Below are 25,629 nucleotides of genomic sequence, written 5' to 3' on the forward strand. Positions count from 1 at the left end.
CGCATGCTAAATTTCGTCAGCGACAAGGTCGCTTATGCCAAAAATGGCTCTTGGGCTTATGTGATCCTGACCACAGTCTTGGTTCACAAAGGACCCGAAAAAGTTTGCTATTGTAACACTTGGCAGCAGGAACACCAATGGTCTGGAGCGAAACGCGCGCCGCGCGGGGCGGGTCAAATCGAGCCTATTAGAGTCGTAATCGCCTGCTTGTATTTTTCGAACTCCGGCGATGTCTGGCGGACTTCCGTCGTGGTCGATACCGGTTGGCCTGCGCCGGTCCCCGCGGGGCTGAGCTTTCGGCCCATTTTCCTTTCGGCCCAGTCCACGACATAGCCGGCGGTCTTGCCGGTGAGGAAGGGGTTGGCCTGAATGACGGCCGACCCGAGCACGGCGCTCAATTGCGCCGAACCCGACGCCGACAGCACCTGATGCGCGCCTTCCATGCCCAGGAAATGGCAGAGATAGAGCCGGCCGGCTGTGATCTGGTGGCCTCGCGCCCGAAGATAGGCTTCACCCTCGCGCGCAAGATTGCGCACCATCTCGCGCGAGATCGTGTAGTCGTAGCGCAGAGCAAGGAGATCCGCATTTGAAAGTGTGCGCGCCAGTTCGGGACGGTAGGTGTTCATCATCCTGATCCAGGTCTTCGATATGAATTGGCCGGCACCGGTTGCTGAAGAAAGCGGGTTCTTGGCGCGGGCGCTGCCACCACTTTCGACATGAACGATACGGTCGGTCAGTGTTTCGACAGCAGGATCGCTCGTTGCGACCGCGGCGGTCACCGTGCCCAGCGGGTCGATCGCCCCGCCATTCTGATAGAGTTCGAAATGCAGATGCGGCCCGGTCGACAGGCCGGTGGTGCCGATATAGCCAATGATGTCGCCGGCCTTCACCTTTGTGCCGACACCGCTTGCGATCGCGAATTTCTGCATATGCGCGTAGCGCGTCTCGCGTCCGGTGGCATGCGCAATCTTCACCAGGTTGCCGTAACCACCGCCGTCGCCCTGGAAGGCGATCTCGCCGTCGAAGGCGGCTGCGATCGGCGTACCCGAGGGGGCTGCCCAATCGACGCCCTTGTGGATGCGAACCACGCCCAGAATTGGGTGCTTGCGCGGACCGAAGGTGGACGTCATGACCCCGTTGACCGGCGTGACCATGCCGTTGGTGACCGTCAGCGAGCGAACCTGATCGTCGCCGGTAACGCACGCAAACTGACCGTCGCTCTGCTGGAAGACGAAGCATTCGAGGCTCTTTTCAGTACCCTGCACACCGACATACAGCACGCGTCCGTCGGTCTCGCCCTTGCCGCGGGGCGTTTGCGAATAGAGCAGGACGAGGCGCTGGTCCTCGCTGGCGAAGGCGTCCAGATCCTGTCCTCTCGACAGGTACATGATCGCTTCGCCGATCACGCCGGTCGGAACTTTGTTGCGCGCCGCCGTCGAATAGATTGCGTCGAGCAGGCGATATTGCCGCTTGTGCGTGCCTTCTCCCGGTGCACCCGAATAGTTGAACAGATCTTCGCGGACCCAGGGATCGACACCCGATACGAATGCACCCGCGGCGTTGCGCGTCAGCGTGCCGACAAAGACGTTCTTGGCGTAGATCGACACCTGCATGAGCGACATTGTTGTCGTCTCGCGCGTCGGCCTGAAACCACGCATGGCGACGACATAACCCGGTTCCAGGCCTTCCCGGTTGAAAAGCGCCTTCAGCGCTTCGCCCGCCCGCCTGGCGTCCTCGACGGAGAAATGCACATCGAGCGCAACGCTGTCCAGGCTGCGGTCGTTGAGGATTTTCACGAACGTGTCTTCGGTCGCCTCGAACCGCTGATACTCATTCGTGACGGTTGCGACACTCGTGTTGTTTTCGATCTGTGTCTTCTGGAAGGCGGGCAGGGCTGCTTCGCCTGCATCGATTGTTTCACCCCAGCCGGCTTCGGGATCGTCGGTGCCCATCTGCTGCCCCGAAGCAGCCGGAGCCTCGTTGGGGGCAGGCGAGGGCTGAAGATCGTTCTGCAGATCCCCCGCCGGCGGCTGAAGATCGTCCTGCAGATCGTTGGACGGCGGCGGGGCGGTCTGCCGTTGCGCCTGGAAGAATGCGAAGTCTTCCTGCGTCGACGGTATCGTCGTCATGAATTTTTCGCTGGCGCTGAGCATCACATCCGACAGGATTTCGATCTGCGGAGAAATCCCGGCCTGATCGAGATCCGCCGGCTTCGCGATCGAACGGCCCCTCGACGTGGCGTCGGCGTCGGGGGCAGGGGTGATCCACATCGGGTCCCCGGCAAGGTCGATAATGGCAGGCACATAGACCGATGCATCGGCCGGCACGTCGTCCACCCCTTCGACCGCGTGAAGCTCTTCGTCTTCGTCGCCGAACGACCAATAATCGGCGGTGAGGTAGAAGCCCACGGCGATCGACAGCATGATGATCGCGGCAAGACCGGCAAGCAGCCGGCGCCAGAGCCTGCGTCTGCGAAGCGCAAGGCGCGCCTGCTTCTTCTGCCTGAAGCTCGTGTCGATAGTGTGCGTCACGGGCTGTTTCCGGTCAGGAAGAACGTCCACCGCGCCTGTTCGAGCGTATCGACTTCGAGAAATTGCGCCGCGATATGGCCGCGTTGCCAGCATTCCTCGATGCCGCGGGTCGAGAAACGCCTTCGCTCGATGCACATTTCGGTCGATCCCGTCAGGATCGCGTGGCCGAAGACGTCCGTTGCGTAGATGTAGATGTAGCGGTTTGTCAGTTCCTCGCGAATGACATTCACGCACTGATTGGCGCCGATGGTCCACCAGCCGTCTGTCTGATCGGCATTGTCGACCTTCTGGCCGACTGCGAGATTGACGACGTCGAGTGTCTGATTGCAGACCGTGAATTCGGCTCGCGCTTCGCCGGATGACAGCACAGCCAGCAGCGCGGCGCCCGCGATGACCGCAAGCTTCATGTGGCCCGCTAAGGCGAGCAGGGCGCGAACCGGTTCACACTGCTTTATGGGCAGGTCGGCAGACGAGTGGGGCAAACACGGGCAGCGTTCCATCGGGCGCCCATGACTATCCGCCGAGCCGGAAATACTTGGCAGTGGCTGAGAACTGAGATCCGTTGGTCTCGATTTCCTCGAGAATTTTGGGTAGCAGCGCCGAGGCTGGCGTCGGCGCCGAGAATGCGGCCGCCTCAATATCCTGGGGTCCCGTGATCACCATTATGATCTGCGGCACGGCCTTTCCAGCGGCCTTGTCGGCGGCGCCGAGGCCAATCGGGATGCTGAAGGTGGCTTTGTCCGACTGTGCGACGATGCGATCGTCGAGATTAAACACCATGCCCTTGTGATCGATCAGCAACACGCTGGAAATGAGCCCGCCACGCGTCACCAGCGTGCCGCTGATCGGCGTACCGTTCGGCACCGACGTCCGGTCGAGAACAAGCTGCGGCTTGTCGGCCGCGGTCTGTCCCAGAAAGCGCAGAAAATTGGTGACTTCGCACTGGCTCGGCTCAATGAGGCGGACGCTGATGTCGGGCTCCACATGGAATTTCGCCTGGAAATCGCCCAGCATGCGTTCGAATGGCTGGACCGCTGTTCCAAATCCTTCGATCGCGGCTGCGGTGTCGGTTGACGAATTCATGGTCGCATAGAAACAGTCGCCGCCGCCGAAGTCGCGAATCCAGGAGACTCGTTGCGCGATGTCGTCCACGGCCGGAGGAATCGCCGGTTTGGGCACGTTCAACGCGACGACAGGTTGGTCCGGCTGCTTGGCCGCCGGTGGCACTGTCTTTTGGCTCTCGGCGTTCGCGGCATCCGTCTGGCTTGCAGTGGGTTTGGGCGCCGGCCCGGCAACCTTGGGTTCTGCCGGCTGGCTGATCTGCGGCTCCGGTTTGGGCTTTGGGCTCTCCACAAACTCTGGCTGGGCCGGCGGTGTCTTTTCGGATGGCTGCTGCGCGTCCGTTGCCGGTGACTCCGGGGGGCCCTCGGTTTGCGCGGGGACAGTGGGCTTGGCCGGCTCCGGCGTTTGCACTGCCTTGGCATCTGCCTGGCTTCCAGCCGGCGGCACGCCCGCCTCTGTTTGCGGTTGCGCTTCCATTGCCGGCGGTTTCTCGGATTCCTCGGTCTGCGAAGGGAGTTCGGCGGGCTTGGCCGGCTGCGGCTTTTGAGCCGCCGAGGCATCTGGCTGGTTTTCAGCCGGCGGTACGCTGGCCTCCGGCTGCACGGACGGAACTGGCTTTGCCGGCTCAGGGGCGTTCGCGACTTTGTCGGCGAGGGTCGGCGCCGAAGTTTCCGGTGTAGGCTTTGACGGTTCGGGCGCGGAAAGCGATGTCTTGCCGGCAATCGGCGTTGCCGGCGTCATGAAGCCGCTCAGATACAGGCCCGCGCCTGAGGCGACAGCCAGTGTCGCCAGGGCAGCGATCGCGATAGTTCGGGTCTTTGTGGATTTCTTGGGCATATCCGCAGTGACCGCGCGCGGAGGGCCGGCGACCCGCGAAGGCAGCGGTTCGGACAAATGAGCGGGCCGGACATGCGGGACGAAGCGCTGCTCGCCCGGGCCCGTTGCCGTCGGCGCGTTGCGTCCCGCGACATTGGATGCCTGGGCGCCCTTGGGATCAGGAGCAAGGGTTTGCCCGGCTGACCGGTTGCGGGGTGTGATGGACGTCGGCGGCGTTGTTCCTTCGTCTTCGCCACGCGTCATCCTGGCGATATCAGCCATGCTGACCGGCCGGTCTCGCGGATCCGGTTGCAGCATGGCTTCGACAATGTCACGAAAATCGTCGTCGATATCAGAGAGGTCAGGCACGGCCCGGCGCTTTTCGATGATCTCGAACTGCGATCCGCTCATGTCGATCGGTTTCCCGCGCAGAGCGGCAGCCAGCACCAGCCCAAGGCTGTAAATGTCGGACTGTTCACTGACGTCGCCGCTGTACAGCCCGAGCTGTTCGGGCGAAACGTAGTTGTACTTTCCCGCGAACTTCCCGCCGATCAGTGTCTCCCCGCCCACGGTCGCCGATCGCGCTATACCGAAATCGATGATCTTTGCGCGGTCGACCCGGCACCCCGGCAGGATGATATTGTCCGGCGAGAGGTCGCGATGGATTGCTCCCGCTTGATGCACGGCGCTCAGGCCGGATGCGAGGCGATGGCAGAGCTTGCGCACCTCATCCGTCGGCATCGGACCACGTCGCATGATGTCGTACAGCGACTCGCCGTCGACGAATTCCATGGCAAGGTAGGGACGGCCGATCCCGGGATCGATGGTGAAGACGTGGTATCGCACGACCGCATCATGCGACAGGTGGTTGAGGATCGAGGCCTCCTTGCGGAACAAGGACAAGATCGTCTGGTCACGGGCAAATTCGGGCAGCACGATCTTGATCGCGACATGGTCGCCGGTCTGGATGTTGTGGCCGCGATAGACCTCGCCCATGCCGCCGAATGCGATCCGTTCGTCAAGTTCGTAGATGCCGCTGAGCTGCGTACCGACAGCGGTGTTGGCCACTTGCGGCGATATTCGCGTCTTGTCATCGGCGCTCATCAGCCTCGGCCCTCCGCTCTGGACAGATCAGGGTGGAGCGATTGTCCATTGCGCCCGTTCCCAATCTTAACCAGCACAATGGTGACATTGTCCGTTCCGCCTCGCGCCAGAACCGTTTCCAGCAGGTTTTCTCCGGCCGCCTGAGGTGTAGCCGACACGACAGCGGCCTCGATCTCGGGGTCGGTGACATGTGCCGTCAGCCCATCGGTGGCCAGCACGAAAATGTCTCCCGGCATCAGTTCGCCTTGCTGGAAATCGATGACGAAGTCGTCACTGACCCCGATCGCATGTGTGATGACATTGCGGCGTGGCCAGGTGAGCGCCTCGGCCGCGCTGATCATGCCTCGATCCAAGAGTTCCTGCACTTCGGTGTGGTCTTTCGAAATCTGCGAGATCGCGGCGTTGCGGATCAGATAAACCCGGCTGTCGCCCGCCCACAGGCAGGCAAATCGTCCGTCCATCGCCAACAGGGCGGCGACCGTGGAGCCGATGGTGATGCCGCGCGATTCCGATATGCTGCGGATTTCGGCATTGGCCCGGCTCAGCCTGTCCTCGAAGCGGGCCCGAAGATCGGGTGCCGAGCTCGCAATGCCGATTGTTGACAGATGATCGACGATACTGGCGGAAGCGACCTCTCCGGCGTCATGTCCACCCATTCCGTCGGCTACCACCCAGAGGCCAGTTTGTGGCTCGACTAGATAGCTGTCTTCATTGAGCTCACGGACACAGCCTTTGTGGCTCACGCCGAAGCTTTCGATGGAAAGGGCGACAGTATTCAAATTGCCACCAAGCGCTTTTCAAGCGTCCTTCTGCGGCGCACCTTTGGACGCTCGCTGGCGCCACTTTGCCACAGGCTCGAACATTAAAGTACCGAAAACTAAGGAAAACCGGAGTTTGAACTCTGGTCAGCGGATCGGCGCCAGGATCAGCAGATCAAACCCATCTCAAAACGCCTTGGGACAGCTGAATCCGGAAAGGGCCGGGAGGAAGAAGTGGTTGGAGCCTGAACCTGTCTGGAGCGTATAAGTAACGTCGCGTCCGCCAATCACGAAGCGTGCTTGCATGTTGCTGTCGTGGCCGGTGACGGCAGCCTTGTCCAGAAGTCGCTTCAGGGCCCACGGCCCTTCGAACTTGATGGCGGATTCGCGGCCTGGCATCTCCGGCGTCAGGCTCAGACTGGCGGATCCGGAAGCCGCGCCGCTCGGCCAGGTCACTATGCTCGGCATGTTGCCCGCTTGGTTGCTCTGGACGGTCTGGCCGTCGACATCGAGCACCGCCGCATCGGCATCGCCATGCAGTGAGAACGGCGTGAAGGTCACGCTGACCGAGGGCACCGAACCGCCCTGGGGAAAGAAGGCGCTACGGATTTCGGCCGCCAGCTGGAAGTTCTTCAGCGTCGACTTCGACAGGTCGCGGCCGAAGCGAGCATCCTGTTTCCAGCTCCAGTCCTGACCGGTCATATCGATCAGCGATGCGAGGTTCTGTGCGAAGAACCGGTCCATCAGCCCGCCCGGAGCGAACAGTTTGGCGAAATCCGCCATCGCGATGTCCTCGGTGCCATTGCGGGCGAAAGGATAACGGCCGTTGACCGCCGCCTCGCAGGGCTGTGTGACCGTCTGGTCGAGCATCTGGTTCAAATTTGCCACCGAGGTCTCGGTGACGTTGCCTTCAAACTCGTCTGCCGTCGCATTGACCATCCGGCCGAGTTGCTTGGGCAGTCGCGAGACATTGGCGCGAAGGGTGGCTATCTGGAGCTGCAGGTTTGCGTTGACGCGTTCCGTCTGGGAGGGGACGTCGGTTGCCAGTTGCAGGCTCTGGTAAATATCGCGGAAATTCTGGGTCAAGGCATCGATCGGGCGGTGTCCGGCAGCACCGCTCACCAGGGCCTGGAACGGCCTGAATTGCGCTTCGATGTTGGCCCCGGGATTCTGGTTTTGCGCGCTTAAGGATCCTGTGCCGGCACGGGTGTGCGATTTTCCGGTGGCGATTTGTATGCCGATGCGAGCCAGACCCTTGGCCGTGCTTGCTGCGTCCTGTAACTGGCCCGCGCCGCCTTCAACCGCGGTGGCTGAGTCCTTGCCGGAAGCAGCGTCCTGCGTCAGAGCGGTTTCGTCGGCGATCGCCGTAAACAGCAGTTCGATCGGCGAGGTTGGCGAGGCGACGGCGGAAAGCGCGATATAGCGCGGCTTGTCCTTCAGCATCGCTTTCAATTTCAACCCGTCGAGAACGCTGTTCCACGCCGTTGCGAACTCCTTGCCATAGCGGTCGAGAAGTTCGGGACCGAGCTTGGGGAACTCCTGATCGATGCCGCCTTGCTCGCCGCCGCCACCGAGGACCCACTGGTCGTCGGCGAGCGTCTGGGCAATGCGCGAGAGTTGCACGAGATAGAAGCTGTTGAAGCCGGCATAAGTATAGAGGCCGGGAACACGAAGGCCTGACAAATCGCCGCCATCGACCCGCTCGAACAGTAACGGGGCTTCCGGGCCGCTTTTCAGGGAAACAGAAAAATCATCCAGAGCTGCCGCGTATACTGCGGATTTGACCAAAGCCGAGGCACGGTCGGCAAGGCTCATGCGCCCGAGCGACCGTTGAGCGGCTTCGACGAGCGGCTGGTTGAGTTCGAAAACCGGATCGTAGGCGTCGTCCAAGGCAAGCATGGCACCCAGGTGCTTTTCGAGATGCTCGCGTCCTTCGCGGTTGTTTTCACCTGGATACCGGTTCTGCTCCCAATCCTGCTTCATCCAGGAAATGATCAACGCGTCGTCGACCTTCGGCGCCTTGCCGCCAAGCATCAGGTAGATTTTCAACGGCTCGTAGAGCGCGGCGGGATCGGCCATCCTGGCCTGGATCGTCCGCTCGGCCTGGATCAGCAGGCGCGATCGGAACATTCGTTCCAGCGCTTCCCGGTAAGCCGTCTTGGATGCCGAAAGAAGTCTCTCCCGCTGGCTGAGGCCGAACGTCTCCTCGATCGGTGTCGGCACGTCGCCGGTTTCGAACCCAGCCGGCAGATTGCGCAACTGGTCGAGCGGGCCAATGACGTTTTCGAGGTCGACATCGGTGACCTCGGTGCTTTTGAGCAACGCGTCCGCCGTCTGGCGATACTGGCTCATGGCCTGCGTGGTGGAGGCGATCAGCGACCTGTTGGCTGTGAAGCTCAGGGCCAGGGTGCCGAGGGCCGCCGCAGCGATCAACGCGATGGCGCCAAGGCCGGCGAACCTGGCGATCGTTGCACGTCTTACAGCTGATTTGTCATACGAAACCCATCCGGATTCGGCAAAAATGACGCCCGTCAGCAGATCGTGCAAAAAGAAGCTTTTGCCGGTTCCGGAAAGATGGGCGCGGGGGCTGCTGCCGAAATTGCGGCCGATCGCGCCCAACACCTGATCGATTGGGGTTCCCTCCTGCGTGCCTGAAGAGAAATAGAGTCCACGCAGGCTGACATTCACCTGGCTGCGGGTCGGATCGAACAGGCTGGCGATGAAATTCGCAATTCGCTCCTTCAGCGCGCCAAACTGCGCCGGAAAGCCAAAGACGGATATGCGCGCGACCGGATCAGCCTCTTCCTGAAGGCGGTCAGGTATCTCCTCTGCCAGGCGTCTTGCCAGTGTATCGAATTCGGCCGGAGCCTCGGCGGCCATATTCTTGTTGCGATCCGTGGTCTGGAATGTCGCACCCCAGACCTTGCGTCGGCGGGGCTCGTCGAAGCCGCCGAAGTAATCCATGAACCCTGAAACCAGGTCGGCCTTGGTGAACAGCAGGTACACCGGAAACTGGATTTTCAGCGTCTCGTGGATTTCCCGCAGACGACTGCGTATCTCGACGACGTGAGCGTCAAGCTGCTGATCGTCGAGGCTGACGAGGTCGGCGAGGCTGATGGCCAGGATGACGCCGTTTATCGGTTGCCGTGCGCGGGCTCTCTTGAGCAGTGACAAGAAGGCAAGCCAGCTCTTTTTGTCGGTCTCGGCATTGGAATCCTGCGTCGTGTAGCGTCCTGCTGTGTCGATCAGGACGGCCTGGTCGGTAAACCACCAGTCGCAGGAGCGTGTTCCGCCAACGCCCGCAACTGGCTGGGCATCACCCGAACCGGCCAGCGGAAAATTCAGACCCGAATTGACCAGCGCCGTTGTCTTGCCGGCGCCGGGCGGGCCGATGACGATGTACCAGGGGATCTCATAAAGGAAATTGCGTTTGCCGCTCGACCGCTTGAGCGCCGCCACGGCCTCATTCACGCGGGCTTCGAGCACCCGCGAGTCGTCATCGCGGTCGTCATTGCGCGCGACCACGGTTTCCAGCTCTTTTTGCGCTTTTCTCGCTTGCCAGAAACGCAGGCCGTAGAAAAGCGCGAGCGCTGCCACGATCACACCGATGATTGTGGCGCGCAGCCAGGCAGGTCCGAAAGGACGGGTATCGGCGAAGCGGATCAAGGGCCCGGCAAACCACACTGCCGCCGCAAAGCCGGCCAGCGCGATCATGCTGAATATCCGCAGCAGCCAACGCGTCATGGCCGCTCCCGACTGGCCGTGCTCACAATGTTTCCTCCTTGGCGATCATCACATCGACACGGCGGTTCTTGGTGCGGCCTTCCGGCGTCGCATTGTCGGCGATTGGCTCGTCCTCGCCCTTGCCGTCGACCGTCAATCGCGAAGGATCGCTGAACTTCGGTGCCATCATTGTCTTGACAGCTTTCGCTCTGGCGACGGAGAGATCGAAGTTGGACTTGAATGGGCTCGATTTCCGCGGCTTCACATTGTCCGTATGGCCGACAATCCTGATCGGTCCGCGCTCGGGTTCCAGGGCCGCGGCGATATCTGCGGCAACGGGCTGGAACTCCGGCTTCGCCTCGGCCCTGCCGGACTGGAACAGCAGGAGATTGTTGATTTCCACAACGATGAAGTCGCCCTTCGTGCCGATGGTCAGCCCGCCGCCTTCGACTTCCTTGGCCAGTGCCGAACGGATGCGATCGATCTGCGTGGTTGTGGCGACGGGTGGGACGACTTTCGCCGGCTCCGCCAACGGCGCCACGCTGGCCCGTTCGATGGTAATCGGCGGCGATGGGTTGAGTGCCAGCAATTCACCGGCGGCAGCTTCGCCTTCGTTGGTGATGAAGACCCGCAGTGCGAAGAATGCAGCAGTCAGCAGCGCTGACGCAGCTGCCGCGACGACCCAGAGCGGCAGGCGTGTCGACGACTGCGTCATGGTCGACGCCAAGCCTTGCCAGCGGGGCGAGATGTCCGCGTCCGCGCGTGCCCTGAAATAGCGAAGCGTTTCGTAGACGTCGCGCCGAACGCGTTCGAGATTGCTGTCTTCGCGCGCCAGGCCCCGGTACTGGCCCTCGAACCCCAGCGACAGGCAGACATGCATCAGTTCGAGCAGATCGTAGTGTGCCTCGGGATTGGCCAGGACCTTGTTCAGCGCTTCGAAGAAGCCTGTGCCGCTGGGCTCGACGTGAAAGAACTGCGACAGCATGCTGTGCTGCGCCCAAGTGTCTTTCTGTGGCCATGGCAGGTTGCCGACGAGATCGTCGGCGGTTTCGCAGAGGATGAATTTCGCAATCCGCGCATCCTCTTCGGCAACACCTGAGTTCTCGACTGTCCTGTCGAACCTATCGATCGCCTCAGTGACATGTTCGGCCAACGGCTCGGCTTGTTTCTCGACGGGGATAAGCCTGAACTGGCCGAACAGCATCAGCAATGGTGCGGCCGCGGCAAGGATCGGGTTTGCCGCGGAATATCTGACACTGTCCGTGACATTGAGCAGGGTCTCCTGCCGCAGAGCTGCCTCGGAAGCGCCGCTTCCTGCCGAAGCGGAAGGGGCTCCTTGATAAATCACTGTCCCGGATGCCCAGCCCGGCGGTGTATGCCGGCCGATGCCGGGATCGAATACGGTCGAATTCTTAATCAGCGAGGTTTGCCCGTCATCCGCGACGGGCACTTGAGGGACCGGCGCCGGTTTTCGCTCACGCCGTGGAGGGGCGCGAATGACGGTCTTGCCCGCCGGGCCGAAAGGGTCGTCCTTCGAACTCATGGACGATCGTCCGTGCAGGCGGTGTGCCCGCGACTGGGTGAGACAGGCGCAAAACGGTTTCTCGTCAGGTGAAGGAAACGCAAACCCTGCCGACCCTGACAGTGTCCGGAGGAAGGTAGGCTATATCTTACTATCCCGCCGAAAGATGACATTTGCCGCAGACCCCCTGGTCGATCAGCCTTAGCCGCTTAGCGAATTGTCGTATACGATCGTAATCTCACAAACTCTCGATTGGAACCGGATGCCGCGCACCAAAGAGGTTTTCTTCGTCGACTTCAGCCTCGCATCCCCCTTTGGGCCTGTCTATTTCTGCTTGTCGGCCTTGGCATAGGCCTCGCTGAAATAGGCCAGGAATATGTCCAGCATGCCGTTCTCGTGGGCTTCCTCCATGGTTCGCCAGGTCGCGACAAAAGCGTCCCAGGCCTGGCTTTTCTTCGACGAGAACGATGTCGGGGGGAGTTTCTTTCCGATCGCCTCGGGCGACAGATCGTCGAGCAGCCGCGACAGCGCAGCTTGCATGGCGGCATAGGTGGCGAATTCGTGCGTCTTGAGATCGCGGAATGCATCTTCGATGCTGCGCCTGGCATCCAGATAGCCGGCCCTGCGGCGGGCGAACATGATTTCGAGGATGTCGTCGGTTCCCGGGACGAACTTCAGGGGGTTGTTGTCGACGGCGCTAATCATCGTCCGTTGTGTGCTCTTGGCCAATATTTTCGCGGCCGCGCGCGCTTTCAAAAGCATGGTCAGTTCCTCGACCACAGTCCGCAGGACCGTGCCGATTTCGGCGGCAACTTCATGCGGATCGCGCGATTGAAGCAATTCCGGCGAGATGCCGGCCGCGATCGCGATTTCCCGCAGCACTTCGTCTCTGGTCGAGGGGAGAGGCGGTTGCGACGAGAACGCCGGAGCCGGAACCCGCTGCCCGGACTGTTGCTCCGAAGGAGTGAAGAACGGCTCGGCGGCGAATTCGAGCGGCCGGCCTGTCGCGGCCGGCATTTCTCGTTGTGTCGAACTGATATGGCCTGTTGTGGCGCGCTCGTCGTCGATCGATACGAAGATGACATAGCGGCCGATCAGCACCCGGTCGCCATGGCTCAGCCGATGCGGGCCGGTCATGCGCTGGCTCGATCCGTTGATGTAGGTTCCGTTGCGCGAGACATCGTGCAGCCAGAAAGCGCCTGCCTCGTAGCGAACCTCGCAATGCCGGCCGGAGATGAACTTGTCGGGGTCCGGCAAGGTCCAATCACAAGCCTCGCGTCCGATTTCGAAGCCGCGATCACGCGCCGCGTAACTGGTCGAGATGCCCGCAGGCAAGGCGTCGACATTGTTGATTTGCAGACTGATATACATCGAGGATCGCCGTCGAACGCTGATCGATACTCCACATTCTAGCAGTTTGCACATCCAACAGGACAGCGGCGTTTCGAGCCAATGCATCGGCAGGGTAAGGTTTTTCCGCTGTGCATCTCTTTGGTCGGCCGGACAACATGTGGTAGGCTCAACATAGCCTGGTGCGGCGGGCCAAAAAGTTCCTGGATGCGGGAACTTCAAACCCACTGCCGGCGGCCGCGTCCAGGAGGGGCACGACCCATGCCGAACGAACGTGCCACGGTTGTGCAAACACCGGTTGGCGCCGAGCTGTTGACCTTCACGCATCTTGTCGGTCGCGATGAGATCAGCCGTTGTTTGGCCTATACGGTAGGGTTCGTCAGCCCCAGCCCCGATATCGATCCGCTGAAGATGCTGGGGGGTGTCGTTTCGGTGGAAGGCGAATCCGATCCGAAACGTTGGTTCAGCGGCCTTGTGTCCGAGTTTCGCCTGACCCGCATAGAAGACCGGCTGGCCTACTACGAAGCGGTCGTCAGGCCGTGGCTCTGGTTCCTCGGCAACACCACCGATTGCCGTATTTTCCAGAACAAGAGCGTCGTCGACATCGTCAAGGACGTCTTCAAGAAATACAGCACGGCGGAGTTCGATCTGCGTCTGCAGGGTTCCTACCCTCCGCGCGAATACTGCGTGCAATATGACGAGACCGATCTGGATTTCGTCCAGCGGCTGCTCGAGCATGAAGGCATCCTGTATTTTTTCGAGCATGACGAGGGCAAACACACGCTTGTCCTGACCGATGCGATGAGCAAGCTGAAGCCGGCGCCGGGCTACGAGCAAGTACCTTATCATTTTGAAGGGCAGGGCTCCCGGCGCGATGTCGAATACATCACCGAATGGATACCGGGCAGTTCGGTGCGTCCGGGCGCCTATGCCCACACCGACTATGATTTCAAGAAGCCGGGCGCCGACCTTATGGCCAAGTCGGCCCAGCCTTTCAGTCACAAGCTGGCCGCCGGCGAAAACTACCGCCAGCCCGGCGCGCATCTCGAAGTCGGCCGGGGCGACAACCTGGCCGCGATCCGACGCGAGGAAATCCAGGCCGTCCACCAGCGTATCGCCGCGGTCGGCACCGTGCGAGGCCTGTTTTCGGGCTGTACGTTCAAGCTCGATGGCTTTCCGCGCGAGGACCAGAACCAAGAGTATCTGGTGGTCAGCGCCGAATACAGGCTGTTCGATCCGGGATACAGAAGCCATGCCGACGTCGACAGCGAGAACTTCAAGGTGATCCTGGGCGTGGCGCCGACCGCCTTGCCCTATCGTCCGCCACGGATCACGCCCCGACCGATCATGCGTGGGCCGCAGACGGCGACCGTGGTCGGTCCGTCAGGCCAGGAAATATTCACCGACAAATACGCCAGGGTGAAGGTGCAATTCCACTGGGATCGCCTGGGCAAGAAGGACGAGAACAGCTCCTGTTTCGTGCGGGTCTCACAGACCTGGGCCGGCAGCGGCTGGGGCTTCATCCAGATACCGCGCATCGGCCAGGAGGTCATCGTCGACTTTATCGAAGGCGACCCTGACCTGCCGATCATCACCGGCCGGGTCTATAATGCCTCGCAGATGCCGCCCTATGGCCTGCCGGCGAGTGCCACGCAATCCGGCTGGAAGTCGGACTCCTCGCTCGGCGGCGGCGGCTACAACGAGCTGATGTTCGAGGACAAGGCCGGCTCCGAGCTGGTCAATTTCCAGGCGCAGAAGGATCACCACCTTCTGATCAAGCATGACCGAACCAAGCTGGTGCAGCACGATCAGTCGGACCGCATCGACCACGACGCCAAGCATTCCGTCGGCCACAACCTCGACGAGGACGTCGGCAACAACAAGACGGTCAAGGTCGGCGTCGACCAGACCACCGATATCGGCAACAACGACACCGAGACGGTGGGCGTCAATCGCTCGCTTACGGTAGGGTCGAACGAGACGATCAATATCGGGTCGAACTCGACGGAGACGATCGGGTCCAATCACACGCAGACCGTCGCGATCGTCCAGACCATTACGGTCGGCGCCGCCCGTGTCGACAGCGTCGGAGCATCCGAGACCAGGACCGTGGGTGGCCCGCAGGCCAATACAATCGGCGCGACACGGTCGGTTACAGTGGGTGCGGCGCAGAGCCATAGCATTGGTGCCGACGACAACTGGTCGGTGGGCGCGAACCAGAGCGTGCAGGTGGCGGCGGATCAAAGTTTCAAGGTCGGCGGAGCCCATTCCTCGCAGATCGGCAAAGGGCGAAACGCCAAAATCGCCGAGGATGACGCGACCAATGTCGGCGGCGCGCGCTCCCTGAAGATAGCCAAGGGAAGCCTTGTCGAGATTGGCGAGGACGGTGCCATCAAGATCGGCAAAGATTTGTTGATCGAGGCTGGCGACTCCATCGTGATCAAGTGTGGCTCGGCCGCGATTTCGATGAAGAAGGACGGCACCATCAATATTGAAGGCAAGGACATTTCCGTCAAAGGCTCGGGCAAGATCAACGTGAAGGCTTCAAGCGACATCACGATGAAAGGTTCGGAGATCAAGCAGAATTGAGGGCGGCTGGATGACCAAGACTCGGAAGCGGATCGAAGGGGTGATAATCGGAGTTTTTCTCGGCTTCGATGACGAAGCACCGCTCGTCGTATTCCCGGGCAATACAAGGGAGACCGCGGTAAGAGCCCGAAGCCTGGCCGAAATGAGTTCGGATATGATCGGCTCCGAGGTCGCGCTCCTGTTTGAAGACGGAGATGTTGGTCGACCACTGATTGTGGGGCGCATTGTAGAGCCAAGCCGCAAGCCGCGGGCGCAAGTCAAACGCGACGGCGAACAGGTAAGGATAGTGGGTGAAGAACGAATAGAATTGCGCTGTGGTAAGGCCACGATCATCATGGAAAAAGACGGCCATATCATTATCCGCGGCACATACGTTACGAGCCACGCAAGCGCCACCAACCGTATCCGTGGCGGCTCGGTGAACCTGAACTGATGGCAGCGCCGATCTTGCGCGAGATCGTCCGCCAGCATGCCGAAATGGCGGCGTTTCTATGGACGATCTACGACCATCACCTGCTCCACCCCGAGGAAAATCCGGAGATGGACGAAGTGCGTCTTGCCCGCTTGATTGAAAGGTTGGAGGCTCATCTGGACGGTTTGCGGGTAGCCGGAGATCAAGGTCGAAAAATTGCGCAGGAGCGCTTTGAGGAGTTCTCGGAAGCGGGTGAACTCTTCGTGTTGCGGATGCTGGCCGCACCAAAACCGATCCAGATTGTGGATCTGGACCTTCCCAAAGTTAGAGAATATCTGGCGGTGACCCTGAAACAGAACCGATGACCCCCATCCTATCGGTAGTTGTTGATGTCGACCGTTCGAAGGAAGATATTGCCGTCATAGCCCATTTCGAAACCGGACCAGTCAGTGCCGTCGAACAGAAAGAATTCGTGCCAGCCTGCAACAACAAGAAATTCCTCGGTCGCGTTCATGGTAAAACCTTGTTCCGTTTCGAGCAGAGGCACGAGTTCGCGTCCCTTCTGCACCGAAACGCCGTAGCTCATGTCCGACCAGTAGCGTTTGCCGCGGAACTCGCAGATATCGTAATAGTCGACCTCGTTGGCCTTCAACGCAATCAGCTGGCTGTCACGCAATTCGTAGGCTGCCCCGTTCGCCCCGCCGAGATAGACCTCACCCTGAGGTCCGGCCAGGACGGTATTGAAATTCTCCTCGACGCCCACATCGATACGATTCCAGCGCCGTCCGTCGAGTCTCAGCAGAAGCCCGCGGTCGCCGGCGCAATACACCGGACTTCCGTCACGACCGTGGATATCGTTGAGCACGGCTTCGTCGAAGGTCTCCAACTGCCCCCATTGGCCCCGCTCACGCAGATAGCTTACGCCAAGATCTCCGATCGCAAAGATCCGGTCGCGCGATGGGGCCCACAGGCGCGTCAGTGCGCCTTCGCGCAGTTCCGTGCGTGATGCCGAACCAGGCGGAAGGTCGTGGATGATCCCTCCAAGCTCAAGCGCAACATGGTCTTGCGGCCCAAAACTGACATGGGACCGGATCGCGTCCTCGATCTGAAGCCGTGCATTGAAACGAATGGTCGCCCCAAGCTCAATTTCCAGGAGATAGGACCGGCTGAATTCGTCATCGGGATCGCTCAGTTCGAAACTGGCGCTGAAGCGATTGCCGCCGTGATGATATCCGTCCACGGCCTGGACATCGATTTCCTCTGGGTCAAAGTCGGCGATCGTTTCGGGCTCACGCATCACTTCTTCCTTATCGGTTTTGCCAGTATCTGGGCGGGGGTCGGTTTCGGGGCTCTGGCGCAATCGATGAGGTAGTCGATGAGCACGAGCTTCAGGCATTCGAGCGCGTCGTCTTTCTCCTTTTTGGTGCAGCTCTGCAGCTTCTCGTGATGGTCGCCGACAGCCTGCTGCACCTCCTTGATCGCATCGCCTAAGGTCGGACTGCGCTTCTTCTTCAGGAAATCGCGGACTTTCTTTGTCTTTTTGTTGTGCGGCGAGCCGCGTTTCGACCCAGAACCGGATTTGCGGTATCCGGTCTTGGTTTTCTTGTAGGACTCCATGCAAATGCAGGGCGCGGTGTTGACGTCGTAATTTCCCCAGCCGGAATAGTTATCGCCGCCGCGACTCCTCTGGAACATCTGATTTTCAAAGCAGTGCTCGGATTCCGTCGGGTGCGCACAATCGGAATCCTTGTGTTGATGCACATATATACCCACGTTATTTAAAATCGTTGCACAGTCCTGCCCACTGACAGTTATGGCGGCCGTGTGCGGCCATGTAACCGTATTGCCAGTCGGCGATGCATGGTTGTTTGTGGCAAGATCTGTCATACGTATGACAGGCTCGCCATCAAACTTCACATCGTTAGACCATGAGTTGAAATACCCCTTTCCCGTATTTTTCGATGTGATGACACCTTTTTTTGCGGCACAGCCAGCCTCCGTCCCAGACGTTCTGGACAGGTCGGATTTGTTCTTGATGTTGACGGTCTTGCCGCCGATCTTGACGGTGCCGGTCCCTTGCTCTGTGTCGCTGCCCAATCCGAAACTAGGGTAGGGGATGGGCACGCCGGGCGGCGTTGCGGGGTTTTCCGGAGGTGTAAAGCAAACATCCGGGAATGCGGCGATGGTCTGGGCGTTCACGGCTTTGCCGGAAATTTCCAGGCCGTTGGCGAACACCCCGCCCATTACGCGGCCCTCGATGCCACGATAGCTGCGCCGCAGGCGCCGGCATCGTTCGATGCCTCGATCAAAACCGGATTTCCGGCAGCGTAGCCCTTGCGTGCCGCGGTGAAAGCCATGCCAAGCATGAGTGGCACCACGGCAGCTCCGACATTGCCGAGGGACTCGCCTGGCGACCAGATGTCTTGAAACTCATGCCTTCCTCGCAGTAAGCGCAGGCTGGCAAGAGCGCTTTGCTTGAACCAGTACTGTTCTCCTACGAGGTCAGCGATCCGGTACCCGAGCCGGTTCATTTCGATACCGGTTTCTTCGAATGCCGCGCGATAAGCAGCCGTCATGCCGTCACCGCGCAAAGGCAAATCTTCAGTGTTGTAGATCGATGCATTTTCGCGAGAGAGCCCAAGCCCAAATAGCCGAAGACCGCCCTGTCGACCCTGGGTGCAAATGATCGCCGCCGCCGCCTCCCCAGGTATGAACCCGTTCGGATTTTGCGGCGTAAGGAGACGATTGCAGGAGATATAGTGCGTGACTGTCTGGCTTTTCAGATAACTATCGACGCCGGCAATCATCACAAAGGGCACCTCGCCTGATGCCAGCAACCGGCGAGCATGTTCCAATGCGACAACGCCTGCAGGTCGTCCGTGCGCTATTATTCTGGAGCGTGCATGCGGTTCGACCTCAACAATTTCTGCAACGCTCCTAAGCAAAGCGGAATTGTCGCTGACAGGCCGGCCGGGCCGCTCTTCCTCGGGAAGGCATAAGATCAGTGCCGTTTGGCCGCGTGCTTCCGGCACGCTTTCGAACGCTTCGCAAATAGCACCAGCCGCCAGATGCGCCATGCGCCTGTCACCAATCCAATTGCGCGGTAACGCGATTGGCGCACCGGTTAGCCACTCGCCGGCGGAGCCCCGAAGTCGCGTTTGCTGGAAACCGTCGAGTCTTGCACGCATTGCCGCGCAAGCTGACGGCGCGTCGAGGCCGACAGCCGTAACCATGCCTATCGAGACGATGTCGAGTTGCGCACTCATGCGTCTTCATTCTCTCGTGCGGGCGTGATGTGGCCAACACGAACATATTGTTTTCCCTTGAGCCTCGCTCTCAGCATGGCCGACGTTGGCGGACCTACCCAGCACTCCGAGAAATCGAGGATGGTCTTGTGAATGCGCTGCGAGAGGCGCCAGACGAGCGAGAAGCGGCGTCTTTCTGGGTCGAGCAGAACGGTGTCTGGAAATATGTCGGCCTCATAGGCCTTTTGCCTGCCTTTGAACAACGTCATCGGCAATGCTGCCGACGGTAGGCGAAAGCTCACTCGCCCTTCGGGAGCCAGGTTCACAAGCACCACCTCTTCGCCGCCTCGCGGATTGTCGATCTGCTGGTCAGGCGGCGCCATCTGGAAATAGCGCTCGTCGAAATCCGGCGGCAGGAACGGAAAGATGTTCTTGGCCCAATTGTCGTCGTAAGTGCCGCCATACTCGATCCGGCCCGGCCATCCGCGGCCCATCGGGCCAAAGCTCATCGGTTTGTAATCACCGAAGGGAGAGCGGATGTCTTCGTCGACAGCTTGCGTGTTCGGTAGCCGCAGCCCGGGTACGAGGCGCTGGTTCCTGGTTCGGGACCAGCCGGTTCCGACCGGGTTGTATTTGTAGCTGGCGGGAAGTTTGTCCTCCGGGTCCAACCTGTCGACGCCGCCCCAGGCAACGTCGTAGGAAATGGGCAGTTTCAGGAAGGGTTGCGGCGATGTGGCGGTAAAAACCGGCCCGATCGAGCGCCATTCGCGGTGGCCGACAACCTCGAACAGTTTTGACCAATTACCAACCTTGATGCCGACCGGCACGCGCTCTGCCGGGCGCCCGCCCGGCGCATAGGCGCAGCCATTGGCGATCACGTCGCAGCGTGGTTTGCGGAAGGCGAAGTCGGTCTCCCAGAGCGTGGCCGAGTAGCCGGCCACGCCGGTCTGTGTGTCGGCCATCACCAGGGGCACCTGTTCCGCTGATTTTCGCACCAGTCCGCCCGGCTCGGCGGGGAAGTCGAACGTGCCTTTGGCGACCACGACAATCCACTCATGGCCGGCCTTGTCCATGCCCATGGTGAATTGGTGCGGATACCCCATCTGGTTCAAGATCCGCATCAGTTGGTCTCCCAGCTGGCGGCGAGAATCTGCTTCAGCGTCGCTTGCGGCGATTGCGGATCGATGTCGAAAATGTCCGAACGGGCGGTCCACATCACCATACCGCTGATGACCTCGTCGTCGGCCTCGACAGGAGGCACCGGCAGTCCGCTCAATACTGTATCCAGTTCGTCCGGCGTCAGCTCGCCGTGCTGGGCGGCGATGGCCGCTTCTTCGATCTCGGCAAACCACGCCTCGGCGTCAGCCAGCCGAACCGGAGCTTCAGCAAGCTGCGCGACGACGCTCAAAGGGAATTGCCTGCCGACCCTGTCGGCGCTCTGCACAATGATGCCCGCCGATGCGCCGAAGCAAGCCGGGCCAGCCAGGAAGCGCAGCGCGGTTGTGCTCGGCCAAAATTCCGAGCCGAACAGCGGGACGAGATGCTGCGCCAGCCAACGGTCCCAGCCGCGAACAAAGTCGCCCGGCAGCCGCCGTGTCACGAAATCTCCGGTGGCGGGCATTTTGCCGTAAAAGCCAGGCAGCTTCATATCTGCGGCGGACATGAGAATTTCTTGAACATTTGCAGGTTGTAGGGATTTTCGACGCTGGCGGCCTTGAGCTCGAAATCGGCGTACATGCCTTTCGTCCCCAGGCGCAGGCTGTAGACATCCGACAGCGAAGTGCCGGTGAATCGGCCGCTGCGCAGTATCCTCAGCCACGCCCAGCTGCCGGTCTCGTTGAGCATGATTTCGGGCGAACCATCGATGGGCTGGAAGGCGAGCGAGATCACCCCGGTGCCGTCCTTGCCGGGCCAGGTCATCGGTTGCGGCCGCGTCGCGTTGTTGAAGTAGACGAGGGTCTGGCCATCGAGATTGAGCGTTACGCGCGTGACGTTCGGAGACAGGTCCTTGGGTTCCAGCGTGAAGCTCATCACCGGTCCTGTACCGCCGGGAAAGAGATCGTCGCGTATCCGCCTGGCCTGCTCGAAAGCCGCCAGCGCCGAAGGGTCGAGGCCGAAATCGGCACGCCATTTCCACGGCTGGCTGGCGGTGTCGACATAGCTCGACATAGCTGATCAAATGGTCGTTGGTGAACGCGTCGATCAGGCCCGCCGGTCCGAACAGGCGGGCGAAGTCGCGGACATTGACGTCCACCGCGCTTTCGGGACTGAACGGATAGCGGTCGTTGAGCGCCGCCTGGCAGAAGGGCAGGATGTCGGCGCGCCAGATGGCGTTGAGCTCCGAGGTGACCGCCTTTTGCGTCAACCCGCTGGTGTCGCCGGCGACACCGCCGAGCCAGTCGTCGACCGGGTCGGGCAGGATTTGCGCTTGCCTTGCGACCGCCCCCGTCAGTTCGGCGAGGCCGCCTTGCTTCTTGATGGCATCCTGGGGATCGGGATTGGCCGTGACCGTCTGCAAAACGTTGGACAGCGCCGTCAGAGCCACCACCGCGGCGTCGAGTGCTGGCGGCTGGCCGTCGACCTCGGCAATAGCACCTTTGAGCGGCTTGAAGTGTTCGGCCACCAGGTTGCCGGTAAGATCCACCTCGTCAGCTGAGCCCGCGCGTGGAAGCAGCTTTGCCCCCGTTTTGACGATCTTGCCGAGCTTGCCGAGTTTGCCGAGCAGTTTCGAGCCGCCCTTGGCCGCCGCCTTGTCGTCGGCCGGCGCTTCATCGGACCGGGTAAGCTCGGTCTCCTGAACGACCGCCGTGAGCAAGCGTTTCAGCGCTGAATCGGCGCTGGAAAGATCCTTCAGATTCTCACTGGCGACATTGAGGTCGCTCAACGGCGCCAGCCTCATATCGCGCAGGAAGCTGTCCCACTGTGCGATATAGTCGTCGTAGTAGAGCTTCAGGATGTCCTCGGACAGCGCCGACACGGACGTTTCGGAGTTCTCGGAGCAGCCCCCGGCGAAGACCGCCCGATCCAGCGCCGCTTGTGCTGCCACATCCTCGATCCGGTCGAGAACGGCGTCATGGAAGCCTGCATAGGTGAATGCTCCCGAAATACCGACGCGAAGCGTCTTGTCGGAGCGACGCGCAAAAACCTTGGCGCCGTTGGGACCGGCGAAATTCGCCGGAATCCATTCTTTGAGCCCGGCCACTACCGGATCGGCCAGCAATTGCTTGTAGGCACGCGCCGGCAATGAAATCGTGCATACCGTTTTCAGCGCTTCGGCAACCAGCGCCTGGTCGGGCTCGATATAGCTTTCGTCGACCGTCATCCGGCGGATGGCCGCAAGCTGATGCTCTTCGGCATCGGCGGTTGGAAATGGTGCTGCGGCCGCGAATTCGGGAAGGCTGTTGACCCACCAGTTCTGGGTGTAGTCGGGATCCATCTGCGACAGACCCGTCATCATACGATAGGTCTTGAGAGCGCCGAGCATGAAATCCGGATCGCGGATCTGCCGCCACATGGTGGCCTCGAGAAGGGCCACCATGTGCGGCTCAAGCACGTTGCGCAAGGCGTGATCGTAGGTGTCGGTCTGAGCCCGCACCAGTTCCGCCGAGGCCGATGGCCCTAGCAGATCCTGGACAGCGGCAGGCGGTGCTGTCCGGGCATTTGAGACCGCGTCCATTGCCTCGAGCGCGCCGTCGATGGCAGGCTGCTGCACCGATGCCGGGTTTGCGGCAGCCGAGGTCAACGGCGTCTGCAGCGCTTCGAACTGGCTTGCCTGGGCCGAGATCGCATTGCGGTTGTCGTAGTAGGACCAGGCAAACACCGCACTGGCCAGCAAGCCCGCTGTGGCACAGGCAGCCGCCGCGCCCCGCCAGATCCAGGCGCGGCGGCGTTGCGCTAGCGGGTCGAACGTACCCAGGCCTGCTTCCTTGAAGATGACTTCGGTGAGCAGGTTCTTCAGGAAGAAGCTGCGTTTCTCGACCCTTGGTGCGGGCAGGACCCGCCGTGGCGGAAGACCGAAAGACGACGACAGCGCCGCGGTCAGTCGGTCGATAGGCGCCCCTTCCTGAGTCGCCGATGTCAGATAGAGGCCGCGCAGCCATGCAGCCTCTTCATACCGGCTTTCGCCGAACATCGCCTCGACCAGCACCTGGATCGGTTCGGACAGGCTTGCGAGTTGGGCAGGAAACCGGAAGATCTCTGCTCGGGCGGCGAGTTTTTCCTCATCCTCCAGGCGCGGCACCAGCCGCCGCTCGAGTTCCGTCGCCAGCGTCGAAATTTCGCGTTCGATGGTCTTGGCATCCACGCGCGCATCCAGCGCGAAGGTCGTTCCCCACACCTGCTCGCGCGAGGCGGTGGACAGACCGCCGAAGAAGGCTTCGAAACCCTTGATCAGATCGGCCTTGGTCAGCATCAGATAGACCGGAAGGCGGATTTCGAGCCGGTCGTTGAGCTCGGCCAACCGGCGGCGGATCTTGCGGCCGTGCGCCTTGATGGCTTCGTCGCCCTCCGAAAGCACGTCGATCGAAAGCGCCACGATGACGCCGTTGAGCGCGCGGCGCCCGCGATGCTTCTTCAAAAGGTCGAGGAAGCCCAGCCATTCCGCCGCGTCCACATCGGGCTGGCTCTCCTGCTGCACATAGCGGCCGGCGGTATCGATCAGAACCGCGTTTTCGGAAAAGAACCAGTCGCAGTTGCGGGTGCCGCCGACCCCTTGCAGGTCGTCGGTGAGGTCGATCGGAAAATTCAGTCCGGACTGCCGCAGAGCCGTGGTCTTGCCGGTGGCCGGCGGCCCGACGATCACATACCACGGCATGTCGCGCAGAAACTTGCGGCCGCCCAGCTTGCGGCGCTTCAGTTCGGCCATCACCTCGGCGAACTTGGCACCCACGGCAGCGACGTTCTCTTCGCCGGGGCTCAGCGGCTTTTCCACCGCGGGCGCGGCAATCTCGGCGACGAACATGCGGTTGGCGCGGATCGCCCGGCGCTGGGCGACGATCAGCCAGATCAGCCAGAAGATGACCAGCAGCGCGATGATGACGATGCGCACATTTTCAGAGGCGAACGGTTCGTAGGCACCGACCCTGACGATCGGACCAAACACCCAGATGACCAGGGAAAGCAGCGTGATGCCGATCAGCGTCCACAGCCAGCGCGATGTCAGAACCGCCCAGAGGAAGCGCAGGATGAACATCTCACAGCCTCTTTTCGACAAGCACCTCGGCGCGGCGGTTCAAGGCTCGCCCCTGGCGCGTGCTGTCGCTGGCCACTGGATCGGTGGCCGCGCGGCCCTCGGAATGGACGCGGTCCCGTGGCACTCCGTTCTGGACCAGCATGTCGGCAATCGTCTGGGCGCGAGCCTCGGACAGCCGCTGGTTGGTCGACAGCGGATTGGTCTTTTGCAGAGGAACGCCGTCCGTATGGCCGATCACCGTGATGTTTCCGATCAGCTCCTGATTAGCGAGGATCACCTTGGCGATCGAACCGATCAGGGGCTCGAAACCTTCGGTCAGTTGTGGCCGCGACGACTGGAACAGTTCGGGGTTGGAGGCCTGGATGATCAGCTTGGCCAGCGAAACGCTCTCGGTGCCGCTGAGGGCGGATCTGAGGTCGGCCGGCGCTCCGGCCTGAAATTCCGGCAACAGCGCAAAATCCACCTTCTCCGGCGGCGGGGCATCGACCTTGGGCGACGTACGGCTGATGTCGCCGCGTGCAGGCGGCGGCAACGTGCGCACAAGTGCGGAAAGCTCGACCGCCTGGCTGCTCAGTCCCATCGAGAGTCCGATATGGATGGCAGTGGCAACAACCGCCGCACCGAGCGCCATAACCCAGATCGGAACGATGAAGCGCTGCGGTTCGTCGGATGCGATCACGCCCTTCCAGTTTGGTGACAGTGGCGCGCCTTCAGCGTCGGCATCGCGCAGGAAGCGTGCCGCCGCCACGCGAACGGCATTGAGCGAACGGTCGCCTGATCGCCCAGGCACGCGATATTTGCCGCGGAAACCGAGCGCCATGCAATCATACTGCAGTTCCAGCAATTCGCGATCGCGGTTGGGATGGCGCTCCAGTTCGTCGAGACGCGTGAAGAACTGCGTGCCGGCATCGACATCGCCACGCAGCATGACCACAAGCGGCTGCCGAGGCCAGGCGCTGGCCCCACCCCAGGGCGTGTTCAGAGCCAGATCATCGAGCAACGCCGCCACGATCCAGGCTGCCTGATCGGCCCTCTCCATAGAGGATCCCGTCGACATTGCCATGTCGCGTGCCCGAACCAGTTCTTCGAGCAATCGGGTGCGCAACGTTTCCGGATTCTCCGGCGGCAGCGCGCTTTCAAGCTCGGGAGCGAACTCGAGCAAGGGTGCGAATGCGTTGACAAGCGCGTTCGGGTGGGTGCGAGACCGCTTTACCACCGCCCCCGGCAACAGCGGCGCCATCGGTCGCGGCATCGGCGCTCCGGTCAATCGTATGCGGGTGCGTTCGCGATCCTCCGACAGTCCGAAAGGATCATCGCGGCTCATGA

16 protein-coding genes and 1 pseudogene are annotated in these 25,629 nt (G+C 61.3%); 3 read left to right on the forward strand and 14 right to left on the reverse strand.

What is annotated here, in order from left to right; all coding sequences use genetic code 11:
• Nucleotides 1-173: 173 nt before the first annotated feature.
• The 7 genes from EOB49_RS03965 to tagH form a co-directional block, all read right to left on the reverse strand.
• The gene (locus EOB49_RS03965; RefSeq protein ID WP_127380208.1) at nucleotides 174-2,531 is read right to left on the reverse strand and encodes a M23 family metallopeptidase; all 2,358 of its coding nucleotides are present in this window, start codon (nucleotides 2,529-2,531) and stop codon (nucleotides 174-176) included.
• Entirely contained in the window at nucleotides 2,528-2,938 is a 411-nt protein-coding gene (locus EOB49_RS03970; RefSeq protein ID WP_164761783.1) for a DUF1036 domain-containing protein, read from the reverse strand. The genes EOB49_RS03965 and EOB49_RS03970 overlap by 4 nt, the downstream gene beginning before the upstream one ends.
• Nucleotides 2,939-3,044: 106 nt before the next feature.
• Nucleotides 3,045-5,513 carry a serine/threonine-protein kinase gene (locus EOB49_RS03975; protein WP_127329083.1) on the reverse strand — a complete coding sequence of 823 codons (2,469 nt, stop codon included), beginning with the start codon at nucleotides 5,511-5,513 and terminating at the stop codon, nucleotides 3,045-3,047.
• Nucleotides 5,513-6,292, reverse strand: a complete 780-nt coding sequence (locus EOB49_RS03980) for a protein phosphatase 2C domain-containing protein (protein WP_127322632.1) — start codon at nucleotides 6,290-6,292, stop codon at nucleotides 5,513-5,515. Before EOB49_RS03980 ends, EOB49_RS03975 begins: the two co-directional genes overlap by 1 nt.
• A gap of 165 nt (nucleotides 6,293-6,457) precedes the next feature.
• Nucleotides 6,458-10,015 (reverse strand): type VI secretion system membrane subunit TssM, encoded by a 3,558-nt coding sequence (gene tssM / locus EOB49_RS03985; RefSeq protein ID WP_127380209.1) that lies wholly within the window; start codon nucleotides 10,013-10,015, stop codon nucleotides 6,458-6,460.
• A 22-nt stretch (nucleotides 10,016-10,037) separates the two neighbouring features.
• The gene (gene tssL, locus EOB49_RS03990) at nucleotides 10,038-11,537 is read right to left on the reverse strand and encodes a type VI secretion system protein TssL, long form (protein WP_127380210.1); all 1,500 of its coding nucleotides are present in this window, start codon (nucleotides 11,535-11,537) and stop codon (nucleotides 10,038-10,040) included.
• Nucleotides 11,538-11,840: 303 nt separating this feature from the next.
• Nucleotides 11,841-12,887 carry a type VI secretion system-associated FHA domain protein TagH gene (gene tagH, locus EOB49_RS03995; protein ID WP_127380211.1) on the reverse strand — a complete coding sequence of 349 codons (1,047 nt, stop codon included), beginning with the start codon at nucleotides 12,885-12,887 and terminating at the stop codon, nucleotides 11,841-11,843.
• 240 nt (nucleotides 12,888-13,127) lie between these two features.
• On the opposite strand from tagH, the gene tssI reads away from it, so the two are divergent.
• Genes tssI through EOB49_RS04010 form a run of 3 tightly spaced genes read left to right on the forward strand, consistent with a single transcriptional unit; the run spans nucleotide 13,128 to nucleotide 16,232 of the window.
• Nucleotides 13,128-15,455, forward strand: coding sequence for a type VI secretion system tip protein TssI/VgrG (tssI, locus tag EOB49_RS04000; protein WP_127380212.1), 2,328 nt, complete (start codon nucleotides 13,128-13,130; stop codon nucleotides 15,453-15,455).
• 10 nt (nucleotides 15,456-15,465) lie between these two features.
• On the forward strand, nucleotides 15,466-15,888 hold the full coding sequence (locus EOB49_RS04005) for a DUF6484 domain-containing protein (RefSeq protein ID WP_127318109.1): 423 nt from the start codon (nucleotides 15,466-15,468) through the stop codon (nucleotides 15,886-15,888).
• Nucleotides 15,885-16,232: a hypothetical protein gene (locus EOB49_RS04010; RefSeq protein WP_127318107.1), complete on the forward strand. Its 348-nt coding sequence runs from the start codon at nucleotides 15,885-15,887 to the stop codon at nucleotides 16,230-16,232. The genes EOB49_RS04005 and EOB49_RS04010 overlap by 4 nt, the downstream gene beginning before the upstream one ends.
• Nucleotides 16,233-16,240: 8 nt before the next feature.
• Here the strand turns inward: EOB49_RS04010 and EOB49_RS04015 are convergent, their stop codons facing one another.
• The 7 genes and pseudogenes from EOB49_RS04015 to icmH form a co-directional block, all read right to left on the reverse strand.
• Nucleotides 16,241-17,164 (reverse strand): hypothetical protein, encoded by a 924-nt coding sequence (locus EOB49_RS04015; protein WP_127318105.1) that lies wholly within the window; start codon nucleotides 17,162-17,164, stop codon nucleotides 16,241-16,243.
• Nucleotides 17,164-18,111 carry a DUF4150 domain-containing protein gene (locus EOB49_RS04020; protein ID WP_027035528.1) on the reverse strand — a complete coding sequence of 316 codons (948 nt, stop codon included), beginning with the start codon at nucleotides 18,109-18,111 and terminating at the stop codon, nucleotides 17,164-17,166. Before EOB49_RS04020 ends, EOB49_RS04015 begins: the two co-directional genes overlap by 1 nt.
• Entirely contained in the window at nucleotides 18,111-19,133 is a 1,023-nt protein-coding gene (locus tag EOB49_RS04025; protein WP_127318103.1) for a 3-oxoacyl-ACP synthase, read from the reverse strand. Before EOB49_RS04025 ends, EOB49_RS04020 begins: the two co-directional genes overlap by 1 nt.
• Nucleotides 19,130-20,233 (reverse strand): DUF2169 domain-containing protein, encoded by a 1,104-nt coding sequence (locus EOB49_RS04030; RefSeq protein ID WP_127380213.1) that lies wholly within the window; start codon nucleotides 20,231-20,233, stop codon nucleotides 19,130-19,132. Before EOB49_RS04030 ends, EOB49_RS04025 begins: the two co-directional genes overlap by 4 nt.
• Complete coding sequence (gene tagF / locus EOB49_RS04035; protein WP_127380214.1) at nucleotides 20,233-20,775, reverse strand: type VI secretion system-associated protein TagF; 543 nt, start codon at nucleotides 20,773-20,775, stop codon at nucleotides 20,233-20,235. The genes EOB49_RS04030 and tagF overlap by 1 nt, the downstream gene beginning before the upstream one ends.
• Nucleotides 20,757-24,303 (reverse strand): annotated as a pseudogene (gene tssM / locus EOB49_RS04040) (type VI secretion system membrane subunit TssM). The gene tagF and the pseudogene tssM (EOB49_RS04040) overlap by 19 nt, the downstream one beginning before the upstream one ends.
• Before the next feature lies 1 nt (nucleotide 24,304).
• The gene (gene icmH, locus EOB49_RS04045) at nucleotides 24,305-25,627 is read right to left on the reverse strand and encodes a type IVB secretion system protein IcmH/DotU (protein WP_127318095.1); all 1,323 of its coding nucleotides are present in this window, start codon (nucleotides 25,625-25,627) and stop codon (nucleotides 24,305-24,307) included.
• Between the last annotated feature and the right edge of the window lie 2 nt (nucleotides 25,628-25,629).

Source organism: Mesorhizobium sp. M7A.F.Ca.MR.148.00.0.0 (assembly GCF_003997735.1).
Taxonomy (GTDB): Bacteria; Pseudomonadota; Alphaproteobacteria; order Rhizobiales; family Rhizobiaceae; genus Mesorhizobium.

Bases quoted from the DNA above. Each gene is read 5' to 3' on its own strand.
- EOB49_RS03970 (WP_164761783.1), bottom strand. From the start codon at position 2,938: ATGAAGCTTGCGGTCATCGCGGGCGCCGCGCTGCTGGCTGTGCTGTCA.
- EOB49_RS03975 (WP_127329083.1), bottom strand. From the start codon at position 5,513: ATGAGCGCCGATGACAAGACGCGAATATCGCCGCAAGTGGCCAACACC.
- tssM (WP_127380209.1), bottom strand. From the start codon at position 10,015: ATGACGCGTTGGCTGCTGCGGATATTCAGCATGATCGCGCTGGCCGGC.
- tssL (WP_127380210.1), bottom strand. From the start codon at position 11,537: ATGAGTTCGAAGGACGACCCTTTCGGCCCGGCGGGCAAGACCGTCATT.
- tagH (WP_127380211.1), bottom strand. From the start codon at position 12,887: ATGTATATCAGTCTGCAAATCAACAATGTCGACGCCTTGCCTGCGGGC.
- tssI (WP_127380212.1), top strand. From the start codon at position 13,128: ATGCCGAACGAACGTGCCACGGTTGTGCAAACACCGGTTGGCGCCGAG.
- EOB49_RS04005 (WP_127318109.1), top strand. From the start codon at position 15,466: ATGACCAAGACTCGGAAGCGGATCGAAGGGGTGATAATCGGAGTTTTT.
- EOB49_RS04015 (WP_127318105.1), bottom strand. From the start codon at position 17,164: ATGCGTGAGCCCGAAACGATCGCCGACTTTGACCCAGAGGAAATCGAT.
- EOB49_RS04020 (WP_027035528.1), bottom strand. From the start codon at position 18,111: ATGGGCGGGGTGTTCGCCAACGGCCTGGAAATTTCCGGCAAAGCCGTG.
- EOB49_RS04025 (WP_127318103.1), bottom strand. From the start codon at position 19,133: ATGAGTGCGCAACTCGACATCGTCTCGATAGGCATGGTTACGGCTGTC.
- EOB49_RS04030 (WP_127380213.1), bottom strand. From the start codon at position 20,233: ATGCGGATCTTGAACCAGATGGGGTATCCGCACCAATTCACCATGGGC.
- tagF (WP_127380214.1), bottom strand. From the start codon at position 20,775: ATGTCCGCCGCAGATATGAAGCTGCCTGGCTTTTACGGCAAAATGCCC.
- icmH (WP_127318095.1), bottom strand. From the start codon at position 25,627: ATGAGCCGCGATGATCCTTTCGGACTGTCGGAGGATCGCGAACGCACC.